Genomic DNA, 18,541 nt, shown 5'->3' on the forward strand with positions numbered 1-18,541 from the left:
GCGCTATGCCGAGACCAGCGCCAGGACGAGCGGGACGGCGCCGATCCCCAGAAGTGTCTGCGTCGCGGTGATCCCGGCCATCAGCGGTGCGTCGCCGCCGAGTTGCCTCGCCATGATGTACGAGGACGATGCCGTGGGCAGGGCCTGGAAGAGCACGGCGATGATCAGCGCCTGGGAGCCCAGGCCGACCATCTGAACCGTCAGGAAGGTCGCGGCGGGCATGAGGGCGAACTTGACGGACGACGACGTGAGGATCGGCGCCGCCCACGACCGTGCCGCACCGAAGCGCAGCGCGGCGCCGATGCACAGCAGCCCCAGCGGCATCGAGGCGGCTCCGAGTGCCTGGAGCGCGGGCTCGATGCCCGGCGGCAGGCGCAGATCGAGAGCCTGGAGGAGGATGCCTCCCGCGCAGGCGAGGATGAGCGGGTTGGTCACGAGCTGTTTGACGATGCCCGCAAGGCTCAGGCGTGCGCTCCCGAACCGCGCGAAGACCAGCACGCACAAGATGTTGACCGTGGGCACGATCGCCGCGTTGCAGACCGCGGCGGTGGCGATGCCCTGGGCGCCGTACAGGCCGGCGGCGATGGTCACGCCGATGTAGTTGTTGAACCTGACGCTGCCCTGGAAGACGGAGGTGAAGCCGTCGTCTTGCAGTCGCATCATGGGCCTGAAGGCGATGATCAGCACGGCGACTGTCACCGTGGAGGCGACCAGAGTGCCTGCCAGGGCCGCTACCGGCAGATCGTCGGTGTCGGCCGTAGCCAGACTGTGCAGGAACAGAGCCGGCAGCAGCACGTGATAGCTGAGGCGCTCGGCTGCGGACCAGAAGCCCTCGGCCGTGATCATCGATCGCTTGAGCGCGTAGCCCAGCGCGATCAGCAGGACGACCGGGATCAGGGCCTTGACGGTCAGTGCGATCACGCCGGGATTCCGTCCAGCGTGGCGACGATGATGCGGCAGCCCTCTTCCAGGGTGGCGATGTCGGTGGCGAAGGAGAGCCGCAGGTGGTCCGGCGCGCCGAAGGCGCTGCCCGGGACGGTCGCGCATCCCGCTTCGAGGAGGGAGTTCGCCGCGGTGAGGTCGTCGCCCTTCGCAAGACGCGGAAGGAGGTAGAACGCTCCGTCGGGTTCCAGCGTGTCCAGGTGCCGGCTCTGCCGCAGAATCGCCAGAGCCGCATCGCGCCGTTGGCGGTACGTTTCACACCGCTGTGCCAGCAGTTCCTGCGGCCCCTCCAAGGCGGCGACAGCGGCGATCTGGCTGACGGTTGCCGTCTGCGTGCAGTTCTGTGTCTGTACGGCGGTGATACGACGGACAAGTTCGGCCGGGCCGACCCCCCAGCCGACCCTCCAGCCGGTCATCGCGTACGCCTTGGAGACGCCGTCGACCAGCAGGATCCGCTCGCGCAGGTCAGGCGCGACCTGCGCGATGCTGATGTACTTGCCCCCGCCGTAGCGGATGTGGGCGTAGATCTCGTCCGAAAGAATCATCGACGAGGGGTACCGTCGCAGGACCTCGGCGAGACCGGTCAGGGTGTCATGGCTGTAGGTGGCGCCCGACGGGTTTCCGGGAGCGTTGAGCACGACCCAGCGCGTGCGTTCGGTCATGGCCGCTTCCAGGGCGTCGGGAGCGAGCCTGAACCCTGATTCGGCCGAGCAGGCAACGATCACGGGCACGGCGCCGCACAGACGAACCATGTCCGGGTAACTAGCCCAGTAGGGCGCCGGGATGACCACCTCGTCGCCCGGGCCCAGGGTGGCGAAGAGCGCGTTGAAGATGACCTGTTTGGCACCGCATCCCACGGCCACCTCGGCATCCGTGTACCTCAGGGCGCGGTCTCGTTCCAGCGCATGCCGTGCGGCCTGGCGCAGTTCCGGTATCCCGTTGGCGGGGGTGTAGCCCAACGGGCGGGCGGCGGCCTCCTGGGCGGCAAGAACCGCGTGCGCAGGCGGGGCGAAGTCGGGCTCGCCGAGCGTGAGGTCGAGGATGCGACGGCCTTCCGCGCGATACTCGGCCGCGCGGCGGGCCATCTCCAGGATGGGTGAGCCGGAAGGTGTCACCGGGCAGCCAGTCACCAGCCAGCCCTCCCCGAGCCGAACGGAACATCCGTAGAACCGGCGGCCGCTCTGTCTCGCCGGTGGGGGTGGGAAGAGTCAGTGCCCCGGGCACTGGGTGTCAAAGAGTGCATGCCGACAGGCTGATGTAACACTGCGAGGCATGACAACCATTACAGGATTTCCGTGAGGGGACTCAGCAGGTCTGACTGCCCGGCGCCCCGAAAGCAACGGCTGTGGCCATCATGAGCAGTCCTCACGCGCGAAGTGGTGACACAGGCAGGCGCAGCCGTCCCGTCGCCGCCGGCGCCGCCCATGCATCGAAGAGGTACGACTTTCGCCAATCCTGGACACTGTCAGGCTGGAAGAGGGACCGGCAGTCCGGCACCGCCCAGCTGCTGCCCGCCTGACAGCCGACCGCACCCGCGGCCCGCTGTTCCTCACCCGATGCGAGGCCCCGGCCGGAACGCCGACCCTTGATGTGTGCCCCCGACCGCCGCGAACATGCAGACCTCCCCCGGCGGCCCGTGCCTGACCACCAGCCCCGGCACCGCCATCGGCAAGACGAACGTGACCTTCCAGGCCAAGGGCAGCGACCGCGACGGCAACCTCAGGCAGGTCCAGATCGAGGTGTGGGACGCCGCAAGCGGAACTCAGATCTACAACGAGTGGATATGGCCCAACACCGACGGCGTCGTCACCCACGAAGTGCCCTTCGACAAGTTCACCGACGGCAGGAAGTACTACTGGCTCTCCCGCACGAACGACTGGGACGGATGGGGATCCGGCAGCGGACCGAACGACTCCGGAGGCGGCGGCTGGTGCACCTTCACCGTCAGCCACTCAGTCCCGCAAAACCCAGCCGTCTCCTCAACCGACTTCCCGGCGCCCGGCCCGGACTACTCCGTGTGGAGCGAGAAGCCGGCCAGCACACCTGACCAGGTGATCACGGTCAGCGGCAACGGTGCCAAGGCCGAGGACATCCGCGAATACCAGTGGAGCCTGAACCGCCCCCTGTTCGACAAGAAGGCGGTGCCGACCCCCACCAGCGGTGACCGGGCCGAAATCCGCCTTCAAGTCGACACGTCCGGTCCCAACGTCCTGTACGTCCGCACCGTCAACAAGTACGGCAACATCTCCCCGCAGACCACTTACCAGTTCCTCGTCAGCCCCAGGGCCGGGCAGGACAAGCCCGGCGATGCCACCGGCGACGGCAACCCCGACCTCTTCGCCATCGACAAGGACGGAAATCTCCGCTCCTACGCCGGCGATGCGGTCGGAGACACCGACGTCTACATCCCCGGTGCCATCCAGGACGGCAAGCCCGCCGACGGCTACTGGAAGACCGGCGCCAACGGCAAGCCCGCACTCATCGGCCACTCCACCGACTGGTTCCCCGGTGACGGACTGACCGATCTCATCGCCCGCATGCCCGACGGAAAGCTGTATGTCTACCCGGGCATCGGCACCGGCCAGTTCGACGTCGGCCGCCGCATGGAAATCCTCCTGCCCACAGGCGCACCCGATCCGGCAACCTTCCGGCAGATCGTCGTCACCGAGGACATCGACGGCGACGGCTTCGCCGACATGTTCGCCATCGCCGACGACGTCCTGTGGTCCTTCTCCGGCTACACCGGATCCAGCTTCACCTCCTACAAGAAGGTGGCCACCACGGTCTGGGCCGACCGCGACGTCATCGGCGTCCGCGACATCTCCGGAGACAAGGTCCCCGACCTCCTCTTCCGCGACAACGCCAACCCCAACCGCGGCATCGCCCTCCGCAAGGGCAAGCCCAGTCCGAACGGCGGAGTCGACCTCGTCTCCCTCAAAGACGCCGCCAGCGCGGCCGGCGGCGTGGACTACACCTACGCCACCACCGGCTGGGGCCGCACCACCATCCCCGTGATCCTCGGCACCCCCGACGCCACTGGCGACGGCATCCCCGACATCTGGGCCGTGGACACCCTCGGAAACCAATGGCTCTACCAAGGCGGAACCGCCACCCTCGGCGCCGCATCCGGCAGAGACGAAGACGGCTGGAACACCTTCCTCACCATCGGATAGAAACCCAGCCCCACCATGACGGCGCCCGGCCGGGACCAGTCCCGGCCGGGCGCCGTCATGTCCGGGGGCAGGCGCCGAAGCGACGCCCTCGTCGCCAGGGCGACGCGCGAAAGCCCGAGATCCGGGCCTCCCCGGCCGCTTCCGCTGTCACTGGCTCCGCGTACGGTCTGCGCATGGTTGATCAGCAGTGGAACGGTGTGCGCGAGCGAGTGGCCGCGCTGGGTACCCAGCCGTCGAGCGGCGAGGTGTTCGGCTCGCTCGGGCACAGGTGGGCCCTGGAAGACCCGCTATCCGATGACGCGCTTGCCGAACTCGAAGCCCAGATGGGTGTGCGATTGCCGGAGGACTACCGGACTTTCCTCACCTGCGTGGGCGCCGGCGGCGCGGGGCCCGCATACGGCCTCTTCCCCGTGCGCCGCGTACAAGGCCGCTGGCGCTGGGAAGGAGACGGAGCCGACTTGGCCGACCTGACCATGCTCGCCCGCCCCTTTCCTGACCACGGCCCGGACCCCGAAGCCCTCGACGCACTTCTCACCGAACGCCCTGAAGAAGAGGACTTCGACGAGATCGAGGACTTCGACGACGCCATCGAAGCATGGGACGAACGCTGGGAAGCCCTGATGTTCACCCCCGAGCGCACCGCCGGCGCCATCGTGATCTCCCACCTCGGCTGCGCTCAGAGGGAGTGGCTGATCATCAGCGGCACCCACCGCGGCACCATCTGGTCCGACTGCCGGGCTGACGACGCCGACCTCGTCCCGCTCCTCGACGACGCCGGGAAGCCGGTCACCTTCGCCCGTTGGTACATCGACTGGCTGGAACGGGCGGAGCTCACCGCACACCAGCCACCTACGAACGCCTGATGATGCGGATCTCTGGTACGGCCAGGGCTGCTCGTCCTCTGACTCGCTCCGGCATTCAACGGAGGGGGAACTTCCACGGCTGCCGGGAGATCAGGCCGACGGTGGCCAGGGACCGGCGAGCAGCCGCTCGGCCTCTGTGACGATCGCTCCGGTCAGCTGCTCGCGTGTGCCGCTCTGGATCGCTGCCCGGTCGTTGTACGCATCGACGTTGTCGACCAGCGGCGTAAGCGCCTGCGGCCGGGCCAGTGCACCCCAGCCCTCGTAGGTGATCACGTCACCGCCAGCTCCGGGGGCCATACTCCCGTTCACGATCAGCTGGAGCCACCAGCGCACGAGTTCCCAGCGGGCCGCCTCCCAGGGGATACCGGTGTCATCGGCGGGAAGGCCATCGGACAGACCCAGCTCGGTCAGTACCTGATCGAAGAGCACATCAGCGCTCTCATGCTCCGTGCGCGACAGGCCGGCGAGCAGCGAAAGCGACTGCGTCTCGACGTCGAGGACCCGTGCCGTCAGCCCTGCCTCGATCAGTTGGTGCGGGTAGTGCTGCCGGCCGATCAGACGTTCCAGTGCCAGCATCCGCAGGCATTCGAGAGCCTCCGCCGCGCTGACGGCGTACGGGGAGTACGGCGTGGGTGCGGTGACGTCGGTGCCCGGACCGGCCTCGACGAAGTACGACCAGAAGCCGACGGTCGCGTGGGCCGGGAGCTTGCTCGCCCGGCCGGTGAACTCGTTTCGTATGTAGTCGGCGAGGTCGTTCCCGTAGAAGATGATGTCGGTCTGGTGGACGGACAGCACGGGGTGGCCCCACTCGCCGGCTGTGCCTGGCAGGTAGCGGTGGCTGTAGAGGGGGACCAGCTGTGGAACGGCCGCCAACTCGGACCGGGCGAGCTGGAGCGCGTCGGCTGTCTCTGCGGGCCTCGGGCTCCAGGCGGGATGCCAGAATCCGTTGCGCTCCACGTCGAACAGGACCCCCTCCGCCGGTTGGGAGAGCCGCGAAGCCAAGTCTTCGGGGTCGCCATGCCGCCAGTCGGGCCAGCTTCGCGAACCGTGCGGGAGCCCGGCGGCGAGGAAGACCCTATGGTCCGCCGAGAAAGTGAAGCCGAACCGTGCCTCGATTGCGTTGAGTTCCCGCTCGCTGAGGCCCGGCCCGATGTCGGCTCGAAGCATTTTCTGAAGGTCCCTGGCGGCTTCCAGGGTCAGCGTCGGGGGCGACTGCGCGGTCATCTCGGCAGCATAGCGACCGGCACGGCATCCCTGGCTGATGGCCACTGCAACTCTCGGTGGTGCCGCATTGGTCGGCGACGGCGAGGAGCGCGTCATTCTCGATCGAACACATGGGGCAGTCGTCCGTCGCCAGGAGCCCTATCTCGGGAGGCGGCTCGGTCGGCGAGGGCACAGAGCTGTGCGGGTGTGAGTCCGGCCAGCTCACGGAAGTCACGGTTCATGTGTGCCTGGTCGTAGTAGCCACTCAGAGTCGCCCGGTCAGCCAGCGACCGGCAGGCGTCGGACGGCAAGGTCAGCGCGCGTTGAAACCGGAGGATCCGGCTGACGGATTGCGGTGGCAGTCCGATCTGCTCGCGGAAGAGCAACTGCAACCGCCGGCTGCTGCGGCCCGTGGCCGCAGCAAGTTCTTTGGCGGATATCCGCCCGTGGCAGGCGTGCAGTCGGCTCCATGCCGCAGTAATGACCGGTGACGGCGGGGGAGCGTCCACCATCCGCCGTTCCAGGGCGTTCTCGATCACCGCCCAGCGCCCTTCCCAGTCCGGTACCGCAATGAGCTGCTCGGTGAGCCTGGCTGACCAGCCGGCGCCCATCACCTCATCCGGGTGCACATGGCTGTTGGCCAGGTGGTGCAGCGGCAACCCCAGGCACATGTACGCGCCGAGCGGGGTGAATTCCACCTCGACCGCCTCCGCGACGCCAGAGAAACCGCCCCTTACCGACGACGTCTGCAGGCCAGCGAGCATCGCATGCCATGTAGTCCGCTGCGCCGGAGCACTCCGGGCGCCGTGGGACAGACGCAAAGGGTCTCCCCAGCCCAGGATCAACGTCACTGTGGCCGAGGGGAGAGTGAGCCTGTCCGCTCCCCGCCCCGCAGTGCGATGACCTCTGTACATCACGACCTGAGCCCGGAATCGATCCGAGGCGCGACGCTCTTCCCTGCCACTCGTCTCCATGACGTTTCAACCCCCGTCTGCGACCCCGTGCCGCCGCGCGTCAGTCGTCTTCATGAAGAGAGTGCGCCTTTGTACAAGGCGACCGCCCTAGCGACGCTGCATTCTGGCCACACCCCGCGCGGCGCCCGTCAGCCCGGCGCGGGCACCAGTGTTCAGATGAGTCAACCGCTACAGCAATGCTGAATCGCAAGAAGGAAACCTCTAGCCTCGCACATCAATCGACAAGTAACGATCAATCAATTCTACCTGCGACAACAATAGGAGAATGCATGCAGAAATTACGCACTGCGATTTCGGCTGTTGGCGTAGCAGCTGCAGCCCTCGCGTTTGCACCCTCCACCGCCACAGCCCAAACGGTCAGCAACAGTCTCTGGACGACAGGCCCGGGTGTGGCGGTCAGCGGAACGTACGAGTGGCGGGGGGCTAGTAAGAACATCTTCTGGATCGAGAGCCTGACACTCAAGAACACCGGGGCGTGTGACTCAACTACCGTTTATGTCGAGATTGAGGTAAGTGGCCCTGACGACTACTACCTGAAAAACACGCTGGGCTGCGGGAAGTCCGTTCGTGACTCGTCGATATCCCTTCAGGCCGGATACGGAGTCAACGTCAGAGTGTGTCGCGGCTGGTGGGCTCCGGACTGCAGTGGGCGATTCATCGACAACCCGTACAACAAGCCTTAGGAACGACAGCCGGGTTCGTGTGGAGTTCGCAATCCTGAGGGCCTCTGCTGGGCCCAGAAATCATCGAGCACAGAGGGAGCGGAAGTGAACAAGAAGAACGCCTCCATACTGGCTGTTTCCATGGCGGCAGCCATCGCTCTACTGGTCCCCGAGAGCGCCTACGCATGGTCCATGGGGTTCCAGGTGTCACCCAAAGCAGCCGGCATACGGGCAGGGTTCGCCAGTGGGCGACTCGTCACTGGCGGTGCTACCCGCGCCGACTGCTCGTACGCGAAGATCAAGGAGGGCACCGGTCGGGTGATGGACACCGACACTGACGGGCATTCAGTCGTGGCCTGGCTTGTGTGGAACGACTGCACCACAGGCACCGAGCGGTGGAAGAAGATCGGAGCTGCCATCAAGTACGGAGATGATGCGCCTCTGTCTACGGAGCCCGCGTATAACGCCAAAAACGCCAAGGTGTATGCCTGCCTCGCGTTCGGTGACAACCAGAAGATTGACTGCGGAACCTATTGGTGATGCCTCTGGCCTTTTGTGCTGAGCGAGGCTGCCGAACGGGCACCCGCACCTGGGCCCGTCTCGGCCTCTGAGCCGCAGCCCGTTTCCGCCGCGGCTTCGGTCCCTGCCCCGGCGCCGGAGGCGGTGGGGGCTGGAGGGATGCGCCGCATGACGCCCCCGCCGTAGCCCAGACTGCACTGCGGTCAGCGTGTCCGGGGGCGCCTGGTCGTTCGCGTACGCCTTCCGTCGCGCCGCCGACCACGGCGTCAGTTCTGCTGGTGGGGAGCGCTATTCGGAATCCACGGTATTCGTGCTGAGCGCGGGACAACGGCAGCCGTCGGCGGGAGGCGTGGCGGCGGTTGGACCCCGTCTCGGGCGTGGCCTCGTCGGTTTGGGTCTGTCGGCCGCCGGTCAGCAGCTGCCGATTATGGCCGGGGCTTGTACAGGTCTGCATGCATCCTTCACGATGCTCGGCGGCCAGGGGTGGCCCGAACAGCGGCATCGGAGAGCGCGTCCGGGTCCGCATGTCGCCGCCCCGGGATGCGTGTCCGGCAGGCGTGGTGGGTGTTCGCCTGCGAGGATCGTTCGGCTGGAGTCGGGGGATCCGCTGTGAAGTGACGGCCCTTGCGGCTCCGCCCCGCATGCCCCCGGCCCCCCCCCGCTGGCCGGGGCAGGCCCCGGCCAGCCCACCCCCCGGCTGGTCGGGGCTCTTTGCCCCGGCCCCAGTGCGGCTGCCGGGGCGGGCGGGGGCGTCATTCCTGGGAGGCGCGTCTCTAAGGGGTTGCAGATCATTAACACGTTGTTTTGATCTTGTTGTCCTCGCCGGTCTGAGACTGGACGCGGGCCTGAAGGGCGGCGAGGGCCGTGGGTGGGGTTGTCGCGGGTGGGATGGTGATGCCGTGTGCCTTGAGCAGTCGCCGGTTCTTTAAGAGGGTGCGGTGCATGGCGGTGCGGCTGGTGCCGAACAGCACGGCGAGGGGTTCCGCGGCCAAGGCGGCCCGTAGGTGGAGCACGGTGGCCAGGACCTGGTCGGGGAAGGCCAGCCGGGGCGGGCGGCCGCGCCGGATATCCCCGTCTGGCGCCAGAGCCGCGGTGAGATCGTTCAGGTGCCGGCGAGTCATCCCGGTCAGTGCGGGATCGGAGAGCAAAGCCTGGTCCCACTCCAGCGTCTGCGGGGTCCGGGCCGTCGGGATCACGGGCGATGGCTGGGGGTGCAGGACATAGTTCCAGTCGCCATGGAAGGCGTGCCTGGTCAGCGGCAGGGCGGCCATGTCCGCGTCCTTGATGCGGACTCCGGTCGGGTAGGTGTTGGTGTCCAGCTCGGCCCTCACGCGCAGTCCCGTGCGGGTGGTGGTCGCGGTGATCGACTGCACGATGACTTCGTGGCTGGTCAGCGGGCGTCCGCTCCAGTTCATGGTGATGTGCGAGAAGAGCCGGTGCTCGATCTTGTTCCACTTCGATGTGCCGGGTCAATGCCGTTGCTTGAGTTAGTGAACTATCGCGGGATGCAGCGTGATGACCTTGGGTTTGACCCGGCGTGTGGGTTGCCGGTCCCGGGTGTTGATCCGGTAGGAGAGCTTGGAGGAGTACTTCGAGTCCGGCCGCTTCAGGTGCCGGTCCGCCTCGCGTAGACGCCGGGTGCCGTTGTCCAGCTTGCGGTGCACCTTCGCCGCAAGTACGGCCAGGAACGTCTTGATCTTCTTGGGTGTGTCCGCGCACTGGCGGACCACGCTGCGGCGTGTGTGCTTGAGGACTTTGACGAACGACACCCGGTCCGGGTCGATACCGTTGTCGTCAGCCAGCTTCATGACGACCCGGGTCAGGCAGTGGTGCACCGTCAGATGCGCCCAGACCTCCTGCCGGACAAGGGCGGGGTCGCCAGAACGCAGGACTTCGGCCGGTCCGCGCTGGAACGTCTTGATCTGCCGAAACGCCGACTCCGCCTCCCATCTTTCCCGGTACAGAGCTGACAGCTCCGACGCCGGATACTCCACCGGGTCCAGCAGGTCGGTCAGCAGCCTGACCACCTCACCGCCGTTGACGCGGTACTCGATCACCCGGACCAGCACACCGCCGGGGTGCGCACCCTTCTGGCCAGGCCAGATTCATCCTCGCCGAGTAGGTGCCGTCAGCGAGATGCTCGACCGGACGGTGGGCCACGGGTGAACGGGCCCGGAGCAGGAGATGCGACCCGGCTTCCAGATACGCCTTCCATAAGGCGACCCCGGGAAAGTTGCGGTCCATGACCACGAGCATCCCGGCCGCTGAAACGGCCAGAGCAATCGCGAGTTCACGCTCGCCGCCGTTGAAGCCGCCCACCGCCGCGTCGATCTGCGCGTGGGTGCCGCACTCGGTCAGCGTCACCACCCTCACCTGGGGAAAACCTGCCGGGTGGCCGTTCTTGACCGGCCCGCCGAACGCGGCCCGGTTCACCTTCGTGTCCGGTGCGTCCAGCACGAACCCGTCTACCGCGGCCAGCCGCATCCCGCGGTAGAAGGAGTCCTGCAGTCCGACCGGCGCCAACGGGCCGGCCAGCTCCCGGAACACGCCCTCCAACACCAGCGGACCCAGACGCCCGCGCGCCCGGGTAAACGACGACTTGTTCGGAATGCTTGCACTCAGCTCTGGGACGCTGCCGACCAGGTGTTCAGCGACATCGTCGTAGGAGTCCTGCTGGAACAGTGCCAGCGCAAGGGTGAAATAGACCATGAACCCAGCGGGCAGAGCGCCGGGCTTCTTGTCCCGGACCCGGCACTTCTCCAGCACCCCGGCGACGAGTTCCGGAGTCACCCATCGGGTCACTACCCCCAGCCGCACATGATCGGACAACCCCACCCAAGGATGCATGCCCGGCCCAACGACCCCGCCCCTCCAGCGTCACTGCGAACTGCTTGACGAGTTCAAGCAACGGCATTGTGTGCCGGGTGGTAGATGACACACGGTGATCGTCAGCCCGGTTTCAGCGGCGAGTTGGGCCAGCTCGAGCTTCCAGGCCCGGGTGCGGTAGCCGTTGGATCCGCCGGCGTCGGCGGTGATCAGTAGCCGTGTCGCCTGCGGGTAGGCGGCCTGGCCCTGGCCGTGCCACCAGCGGCGGATCGATTCCACTGCGAACGCGGCGGTGTCGTGATCGGTGCCGACGTTGACCCAGCCGGTGTTCGCGGTCAGATCGTAGATGCCGTAGGGGACGGCTTTGCCCAGCTGCGGATCGGCGAAGTCGTGGACGCTGACCGGGACAGGCTCACCGGCGGGACGCCACTGGCGGCCGCTGTTCTTGAAGTCACCGACGAGTTCCTTCTTCTTGGTGTCCACACTGATGACCGGCTGGCCGGCGTCCCGGTGGTTGCGGGCCTGCTCGTTGAGATAGCGGAACTGGGCGTCCCGGTCCGGATGCTGACTGCCTTCGAGTGTCTTCGCGTTGGCCTGAAGGCTGAAGCCTTCCTCCCGCAGCAGGTCGCCCACGGTATCGGCACTGATCCGGTGCCCGGCCCGGGCCAGCTCATCCGCGATCGTACGGGTCGATTTCACAGTCCACCGCAGCGGCGACATCGGATCGCCCCTCTCATCGGGCTCGACCAGCGCCAGCAGTGCCGGCCGCACACCCGGATCCAGATCGGCGACCCGTTTGCGTCCTCCGCCGGGACGCCGGACCCGCCCCAACGGCTCCTCTCCGGATTCCAGCTCGAACACGCCATTGCGGACCGTCGTCTCGCTGACCTGGGCCGCCCGAGCGACAGCACGGATGCCACCATGCCCCAGCAGCCGGGCCTCGGTTCCCATCAGCAGCCGTCGCTACCGCTCGTCCAGATGCGGGAACAACACCGCGAACTTCGCGGAGAGTGGGTCACGGGTCTCGTCCGGGATGCGCATACCAGACCAACGAGCCCCAGGTCGGGAAGCAACACCTTGATGATCTGCAATCCCTTAGCGATCCCTATAATGACAATGAACTCTGGAGGACACAGGAAATGCGGAAAACTGCGAGCGAGTGCGCCAACCCCAACCAATGCTTTGGTGGTTCCCGCGCTGTCCTTCAGAGCTGGTAACAGGATCTTGTTGAGATGTGCTGGTCGGGCGTAACCGGTGCGATGATTCGGCCGTTCGTGGTGGTGTGAGTACTCGGCCGTGGATCGTGGACGACGACTTGTGGGCACTGATCGAGCCGCTGCTGCCGCCCTGGCCGACGAGGTCGCCAGGGCCGCGGCCGGTGGCGGACCGGTTGTGCCTGCAGGGCATCCTGTACGTCCTGCACAACGACATCGCGTGGCAACTCCTGCCGCCTGAGCTGGGGTTCGGCTCGGGGCAGACCTGCTGGCGGCGCCTGGAGCGGTGGCAGCAGGCAGGGTTCTTCGACCAGCTGCACCGGATCCTGCTCGCCGAGCTGAACGCGTCCGGCCGGCTCGACTGGTCGAGGGCGTGCGTGGACGGCTCTCACATCCGGGCGAAAAAGGGGGCGGCCGACACCGGTCCGTCGCCGGTCGACCGGCGGAAGACGGGCAGCAAGCATCACTTGATCTGCGACGGACGCGGGACCCCGCTGAAAGTCGTCACGACCGCGGCCAATGTCAACGATGTCACCCAGACCCTCGCCCTGGTCGACGGCATCCCGCCCGTCGCGGGCCGCCCCGGCCGGCCCCGCAGACGCCCGGACGCCCTGCTCGGCGACAAGGGATACGAATCAAACCCCAACCGGGAAGAGCTGTGCAAACGCCGGATCCTGCCCGTCATCTCCCGCAAAGGCGCCCCCAACACAAGGGCATGGGCAAGCTCCGCTACGTCGTCGAGCAGACCTTCGCCCTGCTCCACCAGTTCAAACGACTCGCCGTCCGCTGGGAGCGCCGCACCGAACTCCACGACGCCTTCGTCTCCCTGGCCTGCAGCCTCATCTGCTGGAGACGCCTCAACAAGTCCGACTCATGATCGTGTTACGAGCTCTCAGAACAAATACGGTGGCGGCCGGTTCTGCCTCGACTCAGCGAACGGTAGAGCCCCGAATCCACCCGAGCTGGGCGCCGGACTGCAGGCTTGGGAATGTATCAAAAAATTCAGCGACTGGAATGCGGTCAACCAGGACCGGCAGCTCGTGAAAACGCAGGACTGGGGACCCGGGCCTGACGTACATTGAGCCGCTTCCAACTCTGGACGTAAGCCTTGCGCTCCCACACGCCCGTCCGACCCACCAACCCCCGCTCTCGCCCAGGATGCCGCCGCAAGGACGCAGATCCTCGCCCAGCTGCGGGTGGAGAGACGTGGGCCGTGCCGTCGATCCGGAGGCGGGGAGGGTGAGTTCACCGGGCCCAGTCGATCCACAGCGCGGCGAGCGCGGCGAGCGCGGCGAGTTGCTGGTCGTCGAGCCGGTCACGGCGCGCTCTTCTGGTTCCCGCTCCGGATCCCGGTGCGGTGCTCCGTCCCGCCGGGCAGCCACTCGACGACGAAACGCAATGCCCGTATGCCCGCTACGTGGAGCGAGTCCGCTTCACCTCGGCCTCCAACGTGTCTATCTGCTCGTTGAGGGCGATCAGCAGCCGGGCATGCGCGGTCGCGGCGGCGGCGTAGGTGGCGGCGACCGGGGCCGCGACGAGCTGGGACTCGCGCAGCGCGGCCGCGATCGCCGCGGTCTTCTGGTCACGGTTACGGCGGCGGTGCCGGGCGAGAACGGCCGTGATCTGTGCCTTCGTCAGCTTCGCCGCCCGTTCGGGAGTGGGTGCCTTGATCAGCAGTTCCAGGGCGTCGGTGCTGGTCAACTCCAGGCTGGCGTATGCGGTGAGCGCGCTTCCGCGGAGTTGGCGTCCGGGCCGCCGCCGAGCATGCCGTGCCCGACGAAACCGGCGTGCGGCGGTTCGTGCCCCGAGCCGCCGCCGGACACCAGAGCGATCCGCCCGCCCCCGCGCGCGTCCCGGGGAGCCGCCCGGCAGCGACAGGCGGACACGGTTCGTGTACCACCACCGCATCGCCCGAGGCCCCTTGCTGTCGGAGCCGCATCTTGATCTCCTGTTGTCGCTGTACGTGAACGTACGGTGTGAAGGCGTCCGGCCGGCCATGGGGGAACGATGTCGAGTACCGCAGTTGTGATCGGAGCGAGCATGGCGGGCATGCTCGCTGCCGCGGCCCTGTCCAGGGTCGTCGACACGGTGACCGTGCTGGAGCGCGATGAGTTGCCGGACCGGCCTCAACCGCGAAGAGGCCTCCCCCAAGGCAGACACGCTCACATCCTCCTGCCGAGCGGCAGCGACGCGATCGAGGACCTGGTGCCCGGCGGAGGCATACGCAAGCGGCTGATCGCCGCGGGGGCCCGCGAACTGGCACTCATCGGCGGCTTAGTGACGCTGGGTCCGCAGGGCTGGTACCGGCGCTGGCCGCAGGCCGGCTATCCCCTGCTGGTCTGCAGCCGGGATCTGATGGACTGGACCGTACGCGACGCCGTATCGGGCAGTGCCGCCGTCACCGTCCGCCACGCCCGGGCAGCCGGCTTGCTGGGGACGGCCCAGCGGGTGACCGGCGTGCGCGCGGTCATCGACGGACGCGAGGAAGATCTCGTCGCGGACCTCGTCGTCGACGCGAGCGGACGCGGATCACGCATCGAGCACTGGCTCGCCGGTCTCGGCATTTCCGGTGTGCCCAAGGACGAGGTCGACTCCGGACTCGTCTATGCCAGCCGCCTCTACCGGATTCCACCGGGAGCCGACGCCTTCCCGCTGACGCAGGTCACCGCCGACCCCGCGGCCTCCCGGCCCGGCCGGTCCGGGCTCCTCCTCCCGGTGGAGGACGGGCGGTGGCTGGTCAGCCTGGGCGGCACTCGCGGCGGCCAGCCGACCGCCGACCCCGATGACTTCGTACGCTTCGCACTCGGACTGCGTCATCCCATCGTGGGCCAGCTGATCGCCGGTGCCGAGCCGCTGAGTGAGGTGGTGCTCAACCGGAGCACGGGCAACGAACGTCGCTTCTTCGAAAGGGCCGCGGTCTGGCCCGAAGGGCTGGTGGCGCTCGGCGACGCCGTCGCCACCTACAACCCGGTGTACGGACAGGGCATGTCGGTGGCCGCCCTCGGTGCGCAGGCCTTCGGTCGGGAACTGGACAGGAGCGGCATCGCCGCGGCCGGACTGGCCCGTCGTGCGCAGCGGGCGGTCGGGAAGGTGGTGAACGCCGCCTGGACCATGTCCGTGAGCCAAGACCAGTGGTTCCCCGGTGTGCGCGGGAAGACGCCCACGGTCGCGGACCGGCTCCTGGCGGGCTACACGGGGCGCATGACACGGGTGGCCACCACCTCGTACCGGGTGTCCGCTGCCATGTGCGAGGTCACCACCCTCCAGGCGAACACCCTCCGGCTGTTGCGGCCCTCCCTGCTGTTCGCGACGCTCACCGGTCCCGTCCTTCCGCCTCTGTCAGGACCGCCGCTGACCGGGGAAGAACGAGCGGTCCTCGATCTCCTCAGGGCCGGTGAGCGCCGGTGAGACCGTCGGTCTCGGTGCGGGCCCGGCGGCGGGCGTCCCGGACGATCGGAGACCGAAGGGCCCGCGAGATCCGGGCCAGGTCGCTGGTGACGACAGCGCGTTCGCCCGAGCTGGAGGGCGGTACCTCGGACTGAGCTGATCTGCTGGCCATGGCGCGGCGCTCCACAGCAGCGATGATCACGGCGGCGTCCGCGATGGCGGCCGCCTCGATGCCGGTGGCGCCTCGTGCCAAGGCCGCTGAACGGGCGTCGTGTTGGACCGTGACGTCGAAGTGGGGCACGCACGTCACGAGTCGGTCACCGATGTAGGTGTGCCGCTGGGTCAGCCGCAGGCGCGGAGCGGGACGCCAGCGGGACAGCGCCACCGGGATGGGGTTGGCCGTGCTCCGGACGGGGGCCACGGCGCGGGCCAGCGGAGCGAGCCGCCAGTAGCGGATGGCATCCTCACCGTGGTGCCCCACCAGCGGAAGGAGGAATCCCATCGACACCAGGACGGCGCTGGGGGCGGTCACCCCGCGGGCGATCTCGATGAGGACGCCCCAGTCGTGGCCCATCCAGCGGGCGACGACGGCACCCGCCACGGCGGGGTCGTAGACGCCGTAGTGCAGCAGGTAACCGGTCGAGAGGACGCGCAGCCCGACCCGGAGCGTTCCGTGCACGTCATGGGACCAGCGCCAGCACAGGCGGCTGGCGGTCAGTGACGCGAGGGCATGGGCGACCACGTAGAGGACGATCATCTCGCGGATGAACGGGGTGGTCGCGTAGTAGGTATCGAAGTCGGTGCGTCGCTCGACAGGGGTGTCACCGAGCACGAACAGGACGGCGATCACGGCGCAGATGGTGCCGTAGACGGCGATCGTGATGCGCGACAACCGCCGGGTCTGAGCCACGTCGGGCCCGCGCCAGTTGAGCACCAGCACGATGGACGAGCCGGAGCAGGCAGTGAGCAGGATGTAGATGAGCGGTACCGCGACGTTGGTGACGCCCGTGAGACGACGGAGTGCGACGACCGCACCCTCGGCGCTGAGAACGAGAACGCCTCCGCCGACGAGGAGCAGGGCACAGATCGAGAAGAGCAGCCAGTCCCGGCCGCGGGCACGCAGCAGTGCCGGCATTTTGAGCAGGCATGCCAACAGCAGCAGTCCGCCGGAGAGGTAGAAGGCGATGTCACTCATCGGGCGTGCACGGCCCCCCGGCAGTAGGTCCGTCCACGTCAGGTCCGGGGCCCCTGACGGAGCGACCGCTCGATCCGCCAGGTGACCTGGAGGGGGTCCCGGCGCCGCAGGGTGCGGAGGAAGGAGCGCATCTCGGTCGCGAATTCCAGCCCGAAGCGTTCTGCTTCCTCTTCCACTGCGGCCTCGAAGTCCGTGCGGGCCGCGTACGCGAGATCGCTGTGCGCCATGTCGCCCAGCCGCTCGTCCGGAGAGGCGAGGAGCAGGGCGATGACGTGCTCCACCGCGTCCAAGCGAGTGCTGTGGCCGCGTGCCGCGGCGGGACCCGCCTGTGTGTGCGCGACGCAGTGCCCTTCCATCATGTGCCAGATCTCATGTCCCAGGATCACGAGTTCGTGCTCGGCGCTCGCCGCGTCCTCGCGGACGGCAAGGATGTCGAGGTCCTGCCTGTCCAGCCACAGGCCGCTGGCCGTGTTGGGGGGGAAGGCGGCTCTTTTCAGGATCACCGGGCGTCCGCGTCTGACACTGAGCACGCGACCGAGGGCGTCGAAGATCTCTTCGCGGTCGTCAGCGGTCACCATCTGCGCCACGTTGGTGACCAGTTGGACGCTCAACGCCTTCATCCGACGTTCCGCGTGCGCACGAAGTGTTCGCCTCGCTAACACCGCAGCTCCTGTTCCTCTCCGGCGGCAGGGCCACGTGAGACGTGGTCTGATTCCTCTGGCCTGTGAGGGCGCGCTGCCGCCCGCCGGTCATGATCACTAGTGCTCACTGCAGGACACACTAGTCACGTCGTCAACCCCGTAACCGCGGTGCGGCGTGAATGCGCCAGGCCGGGCGTCCGGGCCGGAATCACCGGCCTCCCTGTCTCTCTTCGCGCACCTGCCGTTCCAGTGTGGAGATGAGGCCTTCGAGGAGCTTCCACTGTTCGGGCGGGAGGCCCGCGGCCGTACGCAGGGCGACGGTGCGAGGGCCGTAGCCCGCCTGCCCGGCGGCCGCGCGCAGCTCGGCGAGCAGGGGGCGGAGGGCGTCGTTGAGGGCGGTTGCCGGATCACGGCTCAGCCAGCCGTTGGGCTCCCCGAAGAAGTACGTCTCGATTCCGGCCTGCGTGTCCGCCCGCGGGCTGCTCGCATGACTCGCGTCCTGGGTGGTGTCCTGCGCGTTCTTCATCCGGTTGACGAGCCTGGACAGACTCGCCCGGGTGGCGCCGTAGGAGGCGGCGATGTCCTCGTAGGAGGGTTTGGTGCCGTCGGGTCGGCGTCGGCTCTCCCGCAGGAACTCCAGGCGGCGGACGATCCGCTCGCCGATTCTCTCGGGCTTCAGCTCTTGGTCGGCCAGCAGGTGAGCGACCACCTCCCGAGCCTCGCCGCTGTCGATCGACAGCTTGTCCAGATCGATCACCTCGTCGCGGCTCCTCTCGTCCCCGAGGAGGGCGTCGATCTCGCGCAGGGTCACGGCGAGGGCAAAGCGCGGCGATTCGTTCACCGGTCGGTCTCCTGATCTCTCACCGGCAGGGCCTCCTTGGAGCCAGGTGGGTAGCTGAGCTGACCCGAGTTGACGTCCCAAGACGATAGCCGCTACGGGCG

At 67.8% G+C, this 18,541-nt stretch carries 16 protein-coding genes and 3 pseudogenes; 6 read left to right on the plus strand and 13 right to left on the minus strand.

The window, feature by feature from the left end:
- Positions 1–3: 3 nt before the first annotated feature.
- Positions 4–921, minus strand: coding sequence for an AEC family transporter (locus OG429_RS39395; protein WP_328930045.1), 918 nt, complete (start codon positions 919–921; stop codon positions 4–6).
- Positions 918–2,027 carry a pyridoxal phosphate-dependent aminotransferase gene (locus OG429_RS39400; RefSeq protein WP_328930046.1) on the minus strand — a complete coding sequence of 370 codons (1,110 nt, stop codon included), beginning with the start codon at positions 2,025–2,027 and terminating at the stop codon, positions 918–920. The genes OG429_RS39395 and OG429_RS39400 overlap by 4 nt, the downstream gene beginning before the upstream one ends.
- Before the next feature lie 507 nt (positions 2,028–2,534).
- Here OG429_RS39400 and OG429_RS39405 point away from each other — a divergent pair.
- Entirely contained in the window at positions 2,535–4,115 is a 1,581-nt protein-coding gene (locus tag OG429_RS39405) for an FG-GAP-like repeat-containing protein (RefSeq protein WP_328930047.1), read from the plus strand.
- A gap of 173 nt (positions 4,116–4,288) precedes the next feature.
- Entirely contained in the window at positions 4,289–4,978 is a 690-nt protein-coding gene (locus OG429_RS39410) for an SMI1/KNR4 family protein (protein WP_328930048.1), read from the plus strand.
- Between the two features lie 90 nt (positions 4,979–5,068).
- Here OG429_RS39410 and OG429_RS39415 read toward each other — a convergent pair whose 3' ends face one another.
- Entirely contained in the window at positions 5,069–6,202 is a 1,134-nt protein-coding gene (locus tag OG429_RS39415) for a hypothetical protein (RefSeq protein WP_328930049.1), read from the minus strand.
- A gap of 92 nt (positions 6,203–6,294) precedes the next feature.
- Entirely contained in the window at positions 6,295–6,945 is a 651-nt protein-coding gene (locus tag OG429_RS39420; RefSeq protein ID WP_328930050.1) for an AraC family transcriptional regulator, read from the minus strand.
- Between the two features lie 479 nt (positions 6,946–7,424).
- On the opposite strand from OG429_RS39420, the gene OG429_RS39425 reads away from it, so the two are divergent.
- Both OG429_RS39425 and OG429_RS39430 read left to right on the plus strand, forming a co-directional pair.
- Entirely contained in the window at positions 7,425–7,838 is a 414-nt protein-coding gene (locus tag OG429_RS39425) for a hypothetical protein (protein WP_328930051.1), read from the plus strand.
- Positions 7,839–7,922: 84 nt separating this feature from the next.
- A complete protein-coding gene (locus OG429_RS39430; protein WP_328930052.1) occupies positions 7,923–8,357 on the plus strand; it encodes a hypothetical protein in 435 nt (144 codons plus the stop codon).
- A 770-nt stretch (positions 8,358–9,127) separates the two neighbouring features.
- Here OG429_RS39430 and OG429_RS39435 read toward each other — a convergent pair.
- From OG429_RS39435 to OG429_RS39450, 4 genes and pseudogenes are all read right to left on the minus strand, one after another.
- Positions 9,128–9,805: pseudogene (locus OG429_RS39435) on the minus strand (ISAzo13-like element transposase-related protein); the annotation flags it as partial.
- A gap of 18 nt (positions 9,806–9,823) precedes the next feature.
- Entirely contained in the window at positions 9,824–10,393 is a 570-nt protein-coding gene (locus OG429_RS39440; RefSeq protein WP_328930053.1) for a hypothetical protein, read from the minus strand.
- Entirely contained in the window at positions 10,365–11,183 is an 819-nt protein-coding gene (locus OG429_RS39445; RefSeq protein WP_328930054.1) for a transposase domain-containing protein, read from the minus strand. The genes OG429_RS39440 and OG429_RS39445 overlap by 29 nt, the downstream gene beginning before the upstream one ends.
- A gap of 69 nt (positions 11,184–11,252) precedes the next feature.
- Positions 11,253–12,113 (minus strand): annotated as a pseudogene (locus OG429_RS39450) (ISAzo13 family transposase); the annotation flags it as partial.
- Between the two features lie 331 nt (positions 12,114–12,444).
- Between OG429_RS39450 and OG429_RS39455 the strand changes: the two are divergent.
- Positions 12,445–13,253 (plus strand): IS5 family transposase gene (locus tag OG429_RS39455; RefSeq protein WP_405681086.1). Its coding sequence is split into 2 segments (ribosomal slippage): positions 12,445–13,078 and positions 13,078–13,253, totalling 810 coding nucleotides; the frame shifts between segments, so codons are not numbered across the junction.
- Between the two features lie 536 nt (positions 13,254–13,789).
- Here OG429_RS39455 and OG429_RS39460 read toward each other — a convergent pair.
- A complete protein-coding gene (locus OG429_RS39460) occupies positions 13,790–14,077 on the minus strand; it encodes a hypothetical protein (RefSeq protein ID WP_328930056.1) in 288 nt (95 codons plus the stop codon).
- 59 nt (positions 14,078–14,136) lie between these two features.
- A pseudogene (locus OG429_RS39465) lies at positions 14,137–14,232 on the minus strand (dihydroxyacetone kinase subunit DhaK); the annotation flags it as partial.
- A gap of 193 nt (positions 14,233–14,425) precedes the next feature.
- Here OG429_RS39465 and OG429_RS39470 point away from each other — a divergent pair.
- Entirely contained in the window at positions 14,426–15,784 is a 1,359-nt protein-coding gene (locus tag OG429_RS39470; RefSeq protein ID WP_328930057.1) for an NAD(P)/FAD-dependent oxidoreductase, read from the plus strand.
- Here OG429_RS39470 and OG429_RS39475 read toward each other — a convergent pair.
- The 3 genes from OG429_RS39475 to OG429_RS39485 form a co-directional block, all read right to left on the minus strand.
- Positions 15,762–16,958: a DUF6545 domain-containing protein gene (locus OG429_RS39475; RefSeq protein ID WP_328930058.1), complete on the minus strand. Its 1,197-nt coding sequence runs from the start codon at positions 16,956–16,958 to the stop codon at positions 15,762–15,764. The two genes, OG429_RS39470 and OG429_RS39475, sit on opposite strands and share 23 nt — an antisense overlap.
- Positions 16,959–16,996: 38 nt before the next feature.
- Positions 16,997–17,578 carry a toxin-antitoxin system, toxin component gene (locus OG429_RS39480; protein WP_328930059.1) on the minus strand — a complete coding sequence of 194 codons (582 nt, stop codon included), beginning with the start codon at positions 17,576–17,578 and terminating at the stop codon, positions 16,997–16,999.
- A gap of 229 nt (positions 17,579–17,807) precedes the next feature.
- Positions 17,808–18,440: a hypothetical protein gene (locus OG429_RS39485; protein ID WP_328930060.1), complete on the minus strand. Its 633-nt coding sequence runs from the start codon at positions 18,438–18,440 to the stop codon at positions 17,808–17,810.
- Positions 18,441–18,541 lie beyond the last annotated feature (101 nt).

Source organism: Streptomyces sp. NBC_00190, assembly GCF_036203305.1.
Taxonomy (GTDB): domain Bacteria; phylum Actinomycetota; class Actinomycetes; order Streptomycetales; family Streptomycetaceae; genus Streptomyces.